This window comes from Marinobacter sp. DY40_1A1 (genome assembly GCF_016597815.1).
Classification (GTDB): domain Bacteria; phylum Pseudomonadota; class Gammaproteobacteria; order Pseudomonadales; family Oleiphilaceae; genus Marinobacter; species Marinobacter xiaoshiensis.
In genome coordinates this window covers 454,592-468,266 of sequence record NZ_VCHA01000001.1, presented here as the reverse complement: position 1 = coordinate 468,266, position 13,675 = coordinate 454,592, and the positions used below count along the sequence as shown (strand labels likewise).

Sequence of the window (13,675 nt, the reverse complement as noted above, 5' to 3'; positions counted from 1 at the left end):
ATGGAAGAGAGCGCAAAAAGCAGCTTGCTCTCAAGACTGGCCTTGGCAAACAGGCCTCGGCTGCGCATGCTCGGGCTCGCCATAACCATAGTAGCAACCGCATTTCTGCTGTGGCAAAGCGATGAGCCCCCGCTCAGCAGCTACAGTGATGCCAGGCAGCTCCGTGGCGAAACAGAGCCTGACGGATTCGTGATTAACGGCAACTACACTTCTTACGATGAGAGCGGCCAGCGCAAAATTGTATTTACAAGCCCGCGGATAGAGCAATTCGAAGAAGGCAACCTGGCTGCAATGGAGTCGCCCAGCGCTGAACTGTTTGGCGCTACCGGAGAAGGCCCGTGGATTTTGAATGCCGAGAATGGCACCCTGCGCCAGAACGATGACCTGCTCAACCTTGCGGGAAACGTTCGGGTGGTGCGAACAATTGGCGACCGGGAGGCAACACTGAACACCGAAAGCCTTACGCTGGATAACAAGCAGGGCATGGTTTATACCGATGACCCGGTAACAATCACCGACACCCTTGGCACAACTCGGGCAAAGGGCATGAAAGCGTGGATCAACGAACGCATTCTGGAACTGAATTCCCAGGTGGAAGGACGCTATGAAACCGTTAAATAATTCTGTGCGCAGGCTTCTTGCCACCGTTCTCGCGGCAGGCCTTATGAATTCAGCGACAGCCTTTGACCTTGACTCCGACCAGCCCATTACCGTGAGCGCCGACAGCGCTCGCCTGGACGATGGCAAAGGCATTGCCATCTACACAGGTGCGGTTGAACTGGCCCAGGGTAAAACCCGCTTGTCCGCTGAACGTGTGGTTCTCTATCGCAGCGCCGACGGCCTTAACCGCATCGAGGCCAGCGGCTCTCCTGCCCGCTATCAGCAGCCCGTTACCAGCGGTGAGGGCGAAACCGATGCCAAAGCAAAAAACATTACCTGGTCTGCCACTGACAAACAGCTCACCTTTGAACGTGAAGCGGTGATTGAGCAGAATGGCAACGTATTTCGCGGCGATATCATTCATTACGACACTGAACAACGAGTGGTTACGGCGGAAGGCGGCGAGGATACCGGAGCCGGCCCCGGACGGGTAGAGATGGTTATCCAGCCCCGAGGCAACAGCACAGACTCCACCCAATAACAGCTGATTACAGTAAACAGGAATCCGATGGCAGTCCTCAGAGCGAGTAACCTGGCAAAAAGCTATAAGCAAAAGAAAGTCGTCATCGATGTGTCGCTTGAAATTCGCAGCGGTGAAATCGTTGGCCTTCTGGGGCCAAACGGAGCTGGCAAAACCACCTGTTTTTACATGATAGTCGGGCTGGTGAACGCAGATAATGGCCGTATCACCATCGATAGCCAGGACATCACCCCCCTACCCATGCATGGTCGGGCGCGCAAAGGCATTGGTTACCTGCCTCAGGAGGCTTCCGTGTTCCGCAAACTATCAGTGCGCGACAACATCATGGCAATTCTGGAAACCCGCAAGAACCTGAGCCGAGCCGAGCGTCTGGAAAAAGTTGAGCAATTGCTGGAAGAATTCCATATCACCCACATCCGTGACAGTGTGGGCATGGCTCTTTCTGGAGGGGAAAGGCGCCGGGTGGAGATTGCCCGCGCCCTGGCCATGGAGCCCGCCTTCATTCTTCTGGACGAGCCCTTTGCCGGGGTAGACCCCATTTCTGTCAGCGATATCAAACAGATTATCCGCCATCTCCGGGACAAGGGCATTGGTGTGCTGATCACCGACCACAACGTGCGGGAAACTCTGGATATCTGCGAGAACGCTTACATCGTATCTGGCGGGCACATTATTGCTTCTGGAAATGCCGAAACCATCCTGGCCAACCAGCAAGTAAAAGAGGTTTATCTTGGCAACGAATTCCGACTCTAAGCCATGTTTTCGGTATGACGGCATGCCCGCTCGATTGTTTTGCTGACCCGGAGCAAGTAAACTCGGCAGAGAACTTGCTAGGATAACTTTTAATGGCGGCAAGTGGCCGACACATAAAGAATTTTTAGCCGTAGCAAGAAATTCAGAGCGGGTATAAGTGACGGATCCTGAGCGATGGTTATGAAAGCCTCATTACAATTAAAGCTGGGTCAAAGCCTGACCATGACGCCCCAGCTGCAACAGGCGATCAGGCTTCTACAGCTATCAACCCTCGACCTCCAGCAGGAAATCCAGCAAGCGCTGGAATCCAATCCACTGCTGGAATCCCAGGATGATGACGATCAAATCGACACATCCACTGCGGATAACGAGCAGGACAAGGACAACACCTCAAACGACACCAGTTCAGAGACAGCCCCCGATTCATCCAGTTCTGACTGGGATGAAAGCGAGAACGGCCCCGACTGGCAAACCGAAAATGAAATACCCGACACGATTCCGGACGACCTGCCCGTAGATACCGCGTGGGACGACATCTATCAGTCCGCCCCTGCTCCTGCAGCGCGCAACGAAGACGAAAGCGACCACGATTTCGAGACCCGCAATTCCCCTAGTGAAACCCTTCGGGACCATCTTGAGTGGCAATTGAACCTCACTCCCTTTGGCGAGCGGGATCAGGCCATTGCTCACGCTCTTATGGACGCCGTTGACGAGCAGGGCTACCTCACAAGCCCTCTGGAAGAGATCTACAGCGGCCTGACGAACGATACGGATGACGACCCCCTGGAGATGGATGAAGTCGAAGCAGTGCTGCGCCGGCTGCAGTTCTTCGATCCTCCCGGGGTGTTTGCGCGAGATCTCCAGGATTGCCTGCTGATTCAACTCAACCAATTGCCACCAGAGACACCCTGGCTTGCCCAGGCAAAGCTGGTAATCACACATTATATAAACCTGCTGGGCAACCGTGATTACGCCCAACTGCTTCGCCGCAGCCGCCTTAAGGAAGACCAGTTGCGCGATGTGCTGGCACTGATTACCAGCCTCAACCCGCGCCCCGGTGACATCATTGATCGCACAGAGCCGGACTACGTGATTCCCGATGTTATCGTGCGCAAACACAATGACCGCTGGCGTGTTGAGCTGAATCCGGAAATTGCGCCGCGCATACGCGTGAATGCCAGCTATGCTTCATTAATAAAACGTGCGGATAGCAGCGCAGACAACACCTATCTGCGCGACCAGCTTCAGGAAGCAAAATGGTTCATCAAGAGCCTCCAAAGCCGCAACGAAACACTGCTGAAGGTAGCAACCCGGATTGTTGAATATCAGCAGGGTTTTCTGGATCACGGTGAAGAAGCGATGAAACCGCTGATCCTGTCGGATATTGCCCAGCTTGTGGAAATGCACGAATCGACCATTTCCCGTGTGACTACGCAGAAATACATGCATACACCGAGGGGCGTTTTCGAGCTGAAATATTTTTTCTCCAGCCACGTCAGTACCGATGAGGGCGGAGAATGCTCATCAACAGCCATTCGGGCAATGATCAAAAAGCTCATTGCTGCAGAAACACCGAAAAAGCCGTTGAGTGATAACAAAATTGCAGCCATGCTGGGAGAAGAAGGAATCAAAGTGGCGCGACGCACTGTTGCAAAATACCGCGAAGCCATGAACATTCCGCCCTCAAATGAACGCAAGCGACTGGTTTAAATCCGGCGCAGCAAATGGTTTTCGCTGGTGCAGCCATGCGCCAGCACTCAGACCGGCTCCCTGAGCCGGAAAGGATGACAACAGGAGACGTCTATGCAACTCAACATTTCAGGCCGTCACGTAGAGCTGACACCCGCTCTGAAAGACTATGTAGCCGAGAAGTTTGAACGACTCGAGCGGCACTTCGACCACATCAGTAACTGCCAGGTAACATTGGAAGTAGATAAGGTTCGGCAGATTGCAGATGCGACGCTCCACGTGGTTGGTGGTGAGATTCACGCAAAGGCGGAAAATGAGGATATGTACGCAGCCATCGACGGACTCGTCGACAAGCTTGATCGTCAGATCCTCAAGCATAAAGAAAAGACTGTAGACAGGATGCAGGGACACACCGCCCGCTAGGCGAGTGTTTTCAGGCATGTCATCTAATCAAGCTGCGACGCGAACTACGCGTCGCAGCTTTTTTCACGGAAGCGCGGTCGATTCATGAGCGACACAACTCTGACAATAGACAACATCCTTGTGCCGGAGCTGACTCTGTGCAATGTTCCCGCATCAAGTAAAAAGCGGGTTCTGGAGACCATTGCCGAGCAGATTCGGGAGCACAACGATTCGGTCAACGAAAGTCAGATCTTCAATAATCTGATTGCCCGGGAGCGGCTTGGCAGCACTGGAATTGGCCAGGGGATAGCCATTCCCCATTGTCGCCTCGAAGGCCTTGAGCAGGTTATCGGCGTGCTGATGACTCTGGAAGAAGCTGTCGAATTCGACGCTATAGACAACCAGCCAGTGGACCTTCTGTTCGCACTTATTGTGCCCAAAGAAGCCACCAGCGAGCATCTTGAGCTGCTTAGCCAGCTCGCTGAAAAATTTAACGAGCGCTCATTCTGCGACGCTCTCCGACAGTGTGAAGATGCACAAACACTGTTCCAACGCATGACCGCCACAAGCGGCTGACATCCATTCGGGCAACAGGTTATTTCACTATGAAACTGATCATTGTCAGTGGCCGGTCAGGTTCCGGCAAGAGTACCGCTCTGCACGTACTGGAAGACCTGGGATACTACTGCATTGATAACCTGCCAATCGGGTTGCTGTTCCCCCTGACACGGGAAGCCGCAAACCAGCCAGCACCGGGGCGGCTGGATAAAATGGCCGTCAGCATTGATGCCCGAAACCTCTCTGGCGAGCTGGCCAATTTCGAAGAGATTCATCGCAAGCTCCGGCGAGATGATATTCAGGTTGAGGTTATCTACCTGGATGCCGATGAGCAGTCTCTCCTGCAACGGTTTCACGCCACCCGGCGCAAGCACCCCCTGAGCGACGACAAAACCTCCCTTAGAGAGGCTATCAGCAACGAAAAAGAGCTGCTTGAGCCACTTTCAAAACTCGCGGATTTGCACATCAACACCAAAGGGCTGTCGATGTATGAGCTACGGGACATGGTGAAGCAACGGGTTGCCGGCCGCAAAGACCAGGAACTCGCGCTACTTTTCCAGTCTTTCGGATTCAAGCACGGTGTGCCGCTGGACTCTGATTATGTATTCGATGTGCGCTGCCTGCCCAATCCCTACTGGGACCATAGTTTGCGCAAGTTTACCGGACTTGATCAGCCTGTTATCGAATTTCTCGAGGCTGAGCCTGACAGCAGCAAGATGGTAAACGATTTGATCGGGTTTCTGGAAAGCTGGATTCCATCTTTTGCGGACAGTAACCGCAGCTACATGACCATTTCTATTGGTTGCACCGGCGGCCAGCACCGCTCAGTGTATATCTGCGAACAGCTGGGGAGGCACTTCCGCAAATCCTGCAGCAATGTGCAGGTACGCCATGCCGAACTGCCTCACCTGCAGGCCCGGAAAGAGATCTGACCTGCTGTGATACGCCACCCCATTGTCATCATCAACAAGCTTGGACTTCATGCCCGCGCCACTGCCAAGCTGGTGGCCACGGCTTCGCAGTTCGACAGCTCCGTGAGAATCTGCGGCAAAGGGCGCGAAGTGGATGCCAAAAACATCATGCATGTAATGATGCTCGCTGCCAGCAAAGGCACAGAGGTTGAACTGGTGGCCGACGGCCCGGATGAAGAAAAAGCTATAGAAGCCCTCTCAGAATTGATCAATGACTATTTTGGCGAAGGCGAGTAAGCCACTCTTAATTGCCTCAACTGCCCATTTTTCCTGGCGTATCCCTGTAACTCTTTCTCACGTGCTGCGGCTAACTCCGTTATAATGCAGGCGTTTTCTGACTGCAGGTGATTCATGTCCGATATTCTGGAAAAAAGCCAAGCCCGCCAACGCCTCCGCTCACTGAGCGAAGCGCTGGACAGTGGTGCGCTGAAACAGGTTGCCCGTATTCTCAATGGTGGCCTTAGCCCCAGTGATATCGCGCACTTGCTTGAATCATCACCACCACGCCAGCGTGCCTTGCTCTGGAACCTGGTAGACAAACAGCTCGAAGGCGATGTTCTCCAGTACCTTAACGAGGACATACGCGCAGAGTATCTGAGCCGACTGAACGCCCAGGAACTGGCCGATATTATTGAGGACTTCGAGTCCGACGATCTCGCCGACCTTCTGCAACAACTGCCAGACAAGGTGATCCAGGAAGTTCTGGACACCATGGACGAGCAGGATCGCCAACGGGTTGAGGAAGTCCTGTCCTACCCGGAAGACACCGCCGGCGGCCTGATGAACACGGACACCATTACCGTGCGTCCTGATATCAGCATTGATGTGGTATTGCGTTATCTGCGTCGGCACCGGGCGCTGCCCCCGATGACCGACAGCCTGATTGTAGTGAGCCGGCGCGATGAATTTATCGGGATGCTGCCAATAACCAAGATGCTTGTTTCAAACCAGGCGGCAACTGTTCGGGAGGTTATGGATACAGATATAGAGCCGATTCCCGTCGCGCTCTCAGATACCAAGGTGGCCACCCTGTTTGAACGTTACGACCTTATTTCTGCGCCGGTTGTAAACCAGGAAGGCCATCTACTGGGCCGGATCACCATCGATGACGTGGTAGATGTTATCCGTGAGGATGCAGATCATTCACTGATGAGTATGGCCGGTCTGGATGATGATGAAGACACATTTGCTCCGGTCTGGAAAACCACACGGCGCAGGGCAATCTGGCTGGGTGTAAACCTGATCACCGCTTTCATCGCTTCTGGCGTTATTGGCCTGTTCGAAGACACCATCGAAAAGGTGGTTGCCCTGGCTGTGCTCATGCCCATAGTAGCCAGCATGGGCGGAATCGCTGGTAGCCAGACCCTCACCCTGGTTATCCGGGGCATGGCAGTCGGGCAGATCAGCGGGACCAATGTGGGCTGGTTGCTGAACCGGGAGTTTCTTTCCGGTATTCTCAACGGCATACTTTGGGCCGGCGTGGTAGCCGCCGCAGCAACCGCCTGGTTTCAGGATTTGTTAATAGGCGCCATTATTGCTGCTGCTCTGATTATTAACCTGGTTGCCGCCGCGCTGGTGGGTACCGTATTACCGCTGTTCCTGAAATCCCGTGACATCGACCCGGCACTGGCAGGCAGCGTTATACTGACAACCGTCACAGATGTGGTCGGTTTCATGTCATTTCTTGGCCTGGCGACTATTTTTTACGCGTGAACCGAAAAACCTGGATGAAAACATGATCGACGACCACGAAGACGAGGCTCCGCAATACTCGGGCCCAAGCAAGTCCCAACTCAAGCGGGAAATGCATGCGCTTCAGGGCATTGGCAAGCGCATGCTGGACCTGAGCAACGAACAGCTTGATACGCTAACCATTAGCGACACTCTGAGACGTGCCATTGAAGAGTCTCGCAGAATCAAGCAAAACGAAGCCAAGCGCCGCCACCTGCAGTATATTGGCAAGATTATCCGGCAGGAAGATGACCCGGAAGCAGTTGAGCGAGCTATTGATGCGTTCGATTCGGGAAGTGAAGAGCATACTCGTCGCCACCACCTGGCTGAGCGCTGGCGCGACCGGATGATTGCCGAGGGCGACTCGGTTGCCGGAGAATTCTTCAACTACTGTCCTGGTGCCGACATACAGCATTTGCGCAATCTTGTTCGCAATGCCCGCAAAGACCTGGAAAAGCAGAAAAACACCGGGCAAGCCCGCAAGCTGTTCCGCTACTTGCGGGAGTGCGTTGACGAAGCTGAAGCCTGATGGTGGCATCGGCCCAGGCTACTTGCCTGTGTCAAACACACTGCGCAAATCGACTTTAGGCTCATCCCAGGGGCCGGTCACATTGTAGGTGGCGCTGGTGAGCCTGCTGAGCGGGTCTCCCAGCACCTTATCCAAAACGAATAGTGCTCCACCAATGGGTGCACCGGCACCCATCAGTAATGCAGCCAGAGGCAGGTTCTGGGTGAGCGGCAGAACCACAACCAGACGCATATCGAACACCTCGTCCGCCAGATTAGTGCTTCCGCTGAGTTTGAATGCTCCTGAAGGGCCAACCACCTGCAATTCCGGATCCATCGTCAGCAAGCCATCTTCCAGAAGCGCTTTGCCTGAGATTGCATCGAAGGCGACACCACGCTTGTATAAATCCGAAAAATCCAGTTTAAGCCTGCGCCACAGCGTGTCGGAGTTGAGCAGGTTGAATATCCTGAACACCTGCGCACTATTGTTGCTCTCCAGAATTACGCCATCATCAAGGCGAAAGCTGACGTTTCCGCTGAGACTTGCCAGGTCAAATTCATCAGGGCGCCCTGGCCATTCCAGATCGAGCTCAATGTTGGCTTGCTTGTTCGATAAAGGTATTTCGGTATCGAAAAGCCCATCCAGGTCCGCCAGCGCTCCCCCCGTGACAGAACCCGAAAACTGACTGGTTTCCCGATTATTTACAACACTCCAGGTCATATCGCCCTGCAGTGTAATGGACTTCAGGTGGCCTTCAATGCCATGGATGTTGAGCTTCTGACGCTCAGGCCGAAGCTGAAAAGACCAACGCCCCAAGCTGTCATCGTTAAGGCGCAAATTGGATATGGCAACATCTACATCTGGCCAGCTCTCCATATCCATTGCGCGGAAGGCTTCAAGTTGCTGCTCTATGGTCAAGAGTTCTGGCGCATCCCTGGCTGCAGTCTCGTCCCGAACCAGCTGCACCACTGCAAAATCAGCAGTTACAAGACTATTATCATTCGGGATATCAATCCGGCCAACCGCCCGCTCTGACTGCGTACTCAAAACCCAGCGGTCGCCAAGATCAAAAGCCTCCAGCTCTATGTTTCTGAGGATCTGTTCCCCAAGATAGAGTTCACCAAAGGTCAGCTCAACACCGGAGTTCTTCAATAAAAGATCGAAGGTAGCGCGATTCTCCCAGGTTCCTGAAATACCCAAACCTTGCTCGTTTCCGGTATCTATCTCCGCCAGGAGCGGCGCGGCCTCACCTGCCTTTTTTGAAAAGGGGTCTGGCCAGTCGACAGAAAGCCCTTCAAGACTGGAACGAAGCGTTATTCTTGGGGGGCTTGCCGCTATAACATCCAGCCGGGCAGAGTAGTCAAACTCGCCTTTAAGGCCATACTGGCTGCCACCAGAGCCGCTACTACTCACTTTCCGGGAATCTACAAGCCCCGCCTGACTAAACGCTTTGGCTACAGATAACGTTCCAGTTTGCTCAATCCGCAGTGCCTGCGGCGTGTCGGGCTGACTAAACGCCACCTTGACTGGCTCGTCCAGAAAGTGGGCACTCAAGGGCGCTCCGGAAAAACCCTTTGTTGAATGGTACGTCAACGCTCCTGTAATCCTGTCCCAAAGCAGGTCCGTGCCAGGATAGGCTATCGAGCCATTACCGGTGCGGACATTAGCTTCAACCAAGGGTGATGCATCGTCCTTGAGAGGCAAATCTATCGACAGATCGAGTTTGTAATCGCCGCCGTACTGCAGCTTTGCAGCCTCAGACCCAACCATGGCGCCAAAAGGACTGTTGGCCAGCCAATAGCTGATGGAATCTGCCGCCACAGGCGCAGAAACATTCACCTGCACAAGCGCGCCTTCCTCCTCCGGAATCACGGCGACAGTGCTCGGATCTATCGCCAAGCCGCCAGTGGTTCCCGCCTCCAGATGAACCAGCGTATCCCCGTTTTGTATATCAACACGCCCGCGCGCGCCGGTCACCTCTGGCCACTGGCTATCATAGCGAACACTGGCGTTATCAAATTCATACCACATGGAGGAAACAAACGAGCCCGAGGGCGCATCTTTACCGATTTGGCCATGGCCATAGTAGACACCAGACGTTATGTCTGCCTTTGTTATTGACGTAGTCAACCACTCATAGAGCCCAGCATCCACGATCTTCTCAGGAACAAAAGCGGCCAGCATGGAGGCTTCGCCATTCTCGACACCAACACGGAGACCGAGATTGTCCTCACCCTCCTGATCCAGTTTCAAATCGAAAGCGCCGTTCAACTGGGTGCCACTGCCATAACTCATGCGAATATCGTCTGCATAAACACGGGTGACTGGCCCATCCATACGCCAGGCTACTGTCGCGAAGAATTCTGGCAGGGACCACTCACTGCTGAACAGTTCCGGGAAAGAAAGAGTCACCGGGCGGGCGCCCGCGCGAGCCCGAACGTAGCCAGTACTCTGGTCAACATATATAAAACCGTTCACTCCGCGCACGGCTGGCGCACCACCATAGGCAGCCGCGCCAACATCCCGGAGCCGCCCGGAGAATTCAAAGCTATTGTCGTCACTCCCCGGAACACGGATTGTCACACCATCCAGAAACCCTGAAGGACGATAGTTCTCCAAAGCGTCACTGGCCACTGGCGGCAATAAAGGCAGAGTGCCTGTCAGGCGTCGAAGCGGGCGCAAAGGCATGGCATCGGCGGTGATGGTAATACCCTGTGGCTCTGGAACCAGCCTCAAGCTGAAGGGCGGTACCTGGTCCCCGTTCCAGGTCCAGGCGAGCTGTTTCAGATGCCACTCGCCAATAGTCTCTGGCCGATCACCGCTCTCCTCCGGGTTCACCATCACAGCATGGTGCCGGCGCCAGCCAAAACGGGCACGAATGTCTTCCAGTGGTGCCAGCGACTCCCCGGCAACGCCCAGTTGCAAGTAGGGTGTTCTTACGGTGCCGCTGACCTGTTGCAAAACTCCTTTGCGGAAGGTTAGCCATGCCTCACCACCCAGATCAAAGCCTTCCACACGAATATCTCGCCACTGGTATTCATCTATCAGTCCATCAAACAAGCGCCCGGAATCTACGCTGAGATAGAGCTGACCACTGAAATCACCACGGAAGAACTGTTTTCCTACAAGGGTAAAACTGGCCAGCTGTTGAGTAGTCGCGGACCGCATAGCTCTGCCAGATGCCCGGAACAAACCTTGCTGATACATCAGATCAAGCTGGGGAATATCGAGAAAGCGGAGTTGGCCCTGGTTGTCGCGAATACCCAGGTTCACACGGGTAACTTTTATGTAAGGGTCCGACAACCATTTCCCGGAAATTCTGAGCCAGTCCCGGAAACGATTGTTCAGGGGCTCCGGAATATCAGCCCCCCGCACACCCACTTCACCACTGCCCTGCTGGTTCAGTGTTAACTCAAGCCCGTCAGCTTCAAAATCCTCGAATACAATTCTGAAACGCATCAACGATGCAACCGCATCAAAGCGAATGGTCAAATGCTGCAGGCTTACAACCCGGTCACCGGAGTCCGGATTGGTGACTTCTATGTCTTGTGCGGTAAAGGAGGGATCGAGCCAGAACCAGCGCGAAGACAGACTACCAATACTCACGTCGTGGCCCAGACGGGCAGAAAGCTCTTGAGAAAGCTCGTCCCGGAAAGAATCCACGTTTTGGGTAAGTTGCCTACCTATGCCGGCATAGAGAGCCAGCAGCACCAGCACAACCAGTATCAGCCACCATACCGCATTGGCAAGCAGCGCCATCAAGCGGCCAGGCTGACTCTCGGAGGACGTCTTCAGGGAATTCATCGCCTGCTATCCTCGGCGCCGGTGTATCGCCCCGGAGTCAGAGCAAAACAACATCGTACTGTTCCTGGCTGTAAAACGGCTCTACCTGGAAGCGAACGGTCTTGGCGATAAAGGTTTCGAGATCCGCTACGTTGTCTGACTCCTCATCAACAAGGCGATCGACTACGCTTTGGGACGCCATCACCAGATAGCTTTCTGCATCGTAGGCACGGTTTATCCGCAGGATCTCCCGGAAAATTTCGAAGCAAACTGTCTCGCTGGTTTTCAGAAAACCTCTGCCATCGCATATAGGGCATGGTTCGCACAGAACCTGGCCGAGGCTTTCTGTGGTTCGCTTTCGGGTCATTTCCACCAGGCCCAGCTCAGACACGCCAGTGATTTTGGTTTTGGCATGATCCCGCTCGAGCATTTTTTCCAGCATCCGGTGTACCTGGCGCTGATGCTCAACATCTTCCATGTCGATAAAATCGATGATGATGATGCCACCCAGATTGCGCAGGCGCAGTTGGCGGCTGATTGCCCGTGCAGCTTCAAGGTTGGTCTTGAAAATGGTCTCTTCAAGATTACGATGCCCCACGAAGGCACCGGTGTTGATATCTATGGTGGTCATTGCTTCAGTCTGGTCAATGATCACATAGCCACCAGACTTCAGCTGTACTTTGCGGCTCAGTGCTTTTTGAATCTCGTCTTCTACCGAGTAAAGATCAAAAATAGGCCGCTCTCCGGGGTAATACTCCACCTTATCGGCAAACTCAGTCACAAACTCGTCAACAAACTCCATAACTCGCTGGTGGCTCTCGCGGCTGTCGATGCGCACTTTTTCTGTCTGTGGCCGAATAAGATCACGGATGGTGCGGATAAACAGGGGCAGGTCCTTATAAACGGCGGCCGGCGCCTGAACCTTCTCAATCCGCTCATGTATCGACTGGCTAAGGTGGTGCAGATAGTTCATATCTGCAAGCAACTCTTCTTCTGACGCGGCTTCCGCTGCCGTTCGAATGATGTACCCGCCCTGCACATCCGGGTGCGCTTCGGCGCCCTGCTCAACAATGGCTTTCAAGCGGTTACGCTCGGTTTCATCTTCGATTCGCTGGGAAATACCCACATGGCTGACGTCGGGCATGAACACCAGATAACGCGAGGGTATGGAAAGTTGAGTGGTAAGCCGGGCACCTTTTGTGCCGATGGGGTCCTTGGTGACCTGAACAACCAGCGACTGACCTTCCCGCAGCAAAGTGCGGATATCTGGAACGGGTTTAGGTCCATCGCCGGGAACTACTGCACTGGCCTGGCTGGAGACCACATCGGAAGCATGGATAAAGGCCGCCCGCTCCAATCCTATATCTACAAATGCCGCCTCCATGCCGGGGAGCACGCGCACAACCTTGCCTTTGTATATGTTACCGACAATGCCTTTGCGGCTGGCACGCTCAATGTAGGCTTCCTGCAGCATTCCGTTCTCAACCAGCGCGACCCGGGTTTCAACCGGTGTTACGTTGATCAGGATTTCTTCGCTCATGATTGGCTCTCCTGACTACTCATCCAGTGCTTCCAGACAGGGCCACCGGCATCCGCCAGCAAGGCGGCTGTTTCCTGCAATGGCAGGCCAACAACCGCACTGTAACTCCCTTTGAGTTCCTTCACAAAAATACCACCCAGGCCCTGAATTCCATAACCTCCGGCCTTGTCCATGGGCTCGCCTGAAGCTGCATAGGCTGCAATCTCAGTCCTCGAGAGCACCCGAAAGGTAACTTCCGTAATAACCAGCGTGGAGTCACAGCCATCATCCTTGGCCAGCGCAACGCCTGTCATTACCTGATGAGTTTTACCAGACAACATCCCCAGCATGGCTTGGGCATCGGCTTCATTTGATGGTTTGCCCAGAATAGCGCCATCCAGAACGACAGACGTGTCCGAGCCAATAACCCACTTCCCGGGAAAATGGGCAGAAACCGCAAGTGCTTTCTCCCGGGCTAGCCGCTCCACATAATCACCGGGGGCTTCAGAAGCTCTCGGTGTTTCGTCGATGTTGGCCGGCTGCGCCGAAAAGGGGATGCCTATCTGCGTGAGCAACTCCGAACGGCGTGGCGATGCAGAGGCGAGAATAATGGATGTCAT

Annotated in this window: 13 protein-coding genes; 10 read left to right on the top strand and 3 right to left on the bottom strand. The window is 54.2% G+C overall.

Annotated elements, in window-relative coordinates; genetic code table 11:
* The 10 genes from lptC to yjgA all read left to right on the top strand — a co-directional run bounded on the left by lptC (window position 1) and on the right by yjgA (window position 7,774).
* Entirely contained in the window at window positions 1–621 is a 621-nt protein-coding gene (gene lptC / locus FFI61_RS02175; protein WP_200202512.1) for an LPS export ABC transporter periplasmic protein LptC, read from the top strand.
* Complete coding sequence (gene lptA, locus FFI61_RS02170; RefSeq protein WP_200202513.1) at window positions 605–1,141, top strand: lipopolysaccharide transport periplasmic protein LptA; 537 nt, start codon at window positions 605–607, stop codon at window positions 1,139–1,141. Before lptC ends, lptA begins: the two co-directional genes overlap by 17 nt.
* 27 nt (window positions 1,142–1,168) lie before the next feature.
* Entirely contained in the window at window positions 1,169–1,894 is a 726-nt protein-coding gene (lptB, locus tag FFI61_RS02165) for an LPS export ABC transporter ATP-binding protein (protein WP_200369098.1), read from the top strand.
* Between the two features lie 174 nt (window positions 1,895–2,068).
* On the top strand, window positions 2,069–3,604 hold the full coding sequence (locus tag FFI61_RS02160; protein WP_265091908.1) for an RNA polymerase factor sigma-54: 1,536 nt from the start codon (window positions 2,069–2,071) through the stop codon (window positions 3,602–3,604).
* Window positions 3,605–3,697: 93 nt separating this feature from the next.
* Window positions 3,698–4,006, top strand: coding sequence for a ribosome hibernation promoting factor (gene hpf, locus FFI61_RS02155; protein WP_200202516.1), 309 nt, complete (start codon window positions 3,698–3,700; stop codon window positions 4,004–4,006).
* An 84-nt stretch (window positions 4,007–4,090) separates the two neighbouring features.
* Window positions 4,091–4,561, top strand: coding sequence for a PTS IIA-like nitrogen regulatory protein PtsN (gene ptsN / locus FFI61_RS02150; RefSeq protein ID WP_200202517.1), 471 nt, complete (start codon window positions 4,091–4,093; stop codon window positions 4,559–4,561).
* A 29-nt stretch (window positions 4,562–4,590) separates the two neighbouring features.
* Window positions 4,591–5,475: an RNase adapter RapZ gene (rapZ, locus tag FFI61_RS02145; protein WP_200369097.1), complete on the top strand. Its 885-nt coding sequence runs from the start codon at window positions 4,591–4,593 to the stop codon at window positions 5,473–5,475.
* A 6-nt stretch (window positions 5,476–5,481) separates the two neighbouring features.
* Window positions 5,482–5,751 (top strand): HPr family phosphocarrier protein, encoded by a 270-nt coding sequence (locus FFI61_RS02140; protein ID WP_200202519.1) that lies wholly within the window; start codon window positions 5,482–5,484, stop codon window positions 5,749–5,751.
* Between the two features lie 114 nt (window positions 5,752–5,865).
* Window positions 5,866–7,227, top strand: coding sequence for a magnesium transporter (gene mgtE / locus FFI61_RS02135; RefSeq protein ID WP_200202520.1), 1,362 nt, complete (start codon window positions 5,866–5,868; stop codon window positions 7,225–7,227).
* Between the two features lie 25 nt (window positions 7,228–7,252).
* Window positions 7,253–7,774, top strand: a complete 522-nt coding sequence (gene yjgA, locus FFI61_RS02130) for a ribosome biogenesis factor YjgA (RefSeq protein ID WP_200202774.1) — start codon at window positions 7,253–7,255, stop codon at window positions 7,772–7,774.
* An 18-nt stretch (window positions 7,775–7,792) separates the two neighbouring features.
* Here yjgA and FFI61_RS02125 read toward each other — a convergent pair whose 3' ends face one another.
* The 3 genes from FFI61_RS02125 to FFI61_RS02115 are packed head-to-tail and all read right to left on the bottom strand — an operon-like array spanning window position 7,793 to window position 13,675.
* Window positions 7,793–11,557 carry a YhdP family protein gene (locus FFI61_RS02125; RefSeq protein WP_200369096.1) on the bottom strand — a complete coding sequence of 1,255 codons (3,765 nt, stop codon included), beginning with the start codon at window positions 11,555–11,557 and terminating at the stop codon, window positions 7,793–7,795.
* A gap of 37 nt (window positions 11,558–11,594) precedes the next feature.
* The gene (gene rng / locus FFI61_RS02120) at window positions 11,595–13,076 is read right to left on the bottom strand and encodes a ribonuclease G (protein ID WP_200202522.1); all 1,482 of its coding nucleotides are present in this window, start codon (window positions 13,074–13,076) and stop codon (window positions 11,595–11,597) included.
* Window positions 13,073–13,675 (bottom strand): Maf family protein, encoded by a 603-nt coding sequence (locus tag FFI61_RS02115; RefSeq protein WP_200369095.1) that lies wholly within the window; start codon window positions 13,673–13,675, stop codon window positions 13,073–13,075. The genes rng and FFI61_RS02115 overlap by 4 nt, the downstream gene beginning before the upstream one ends.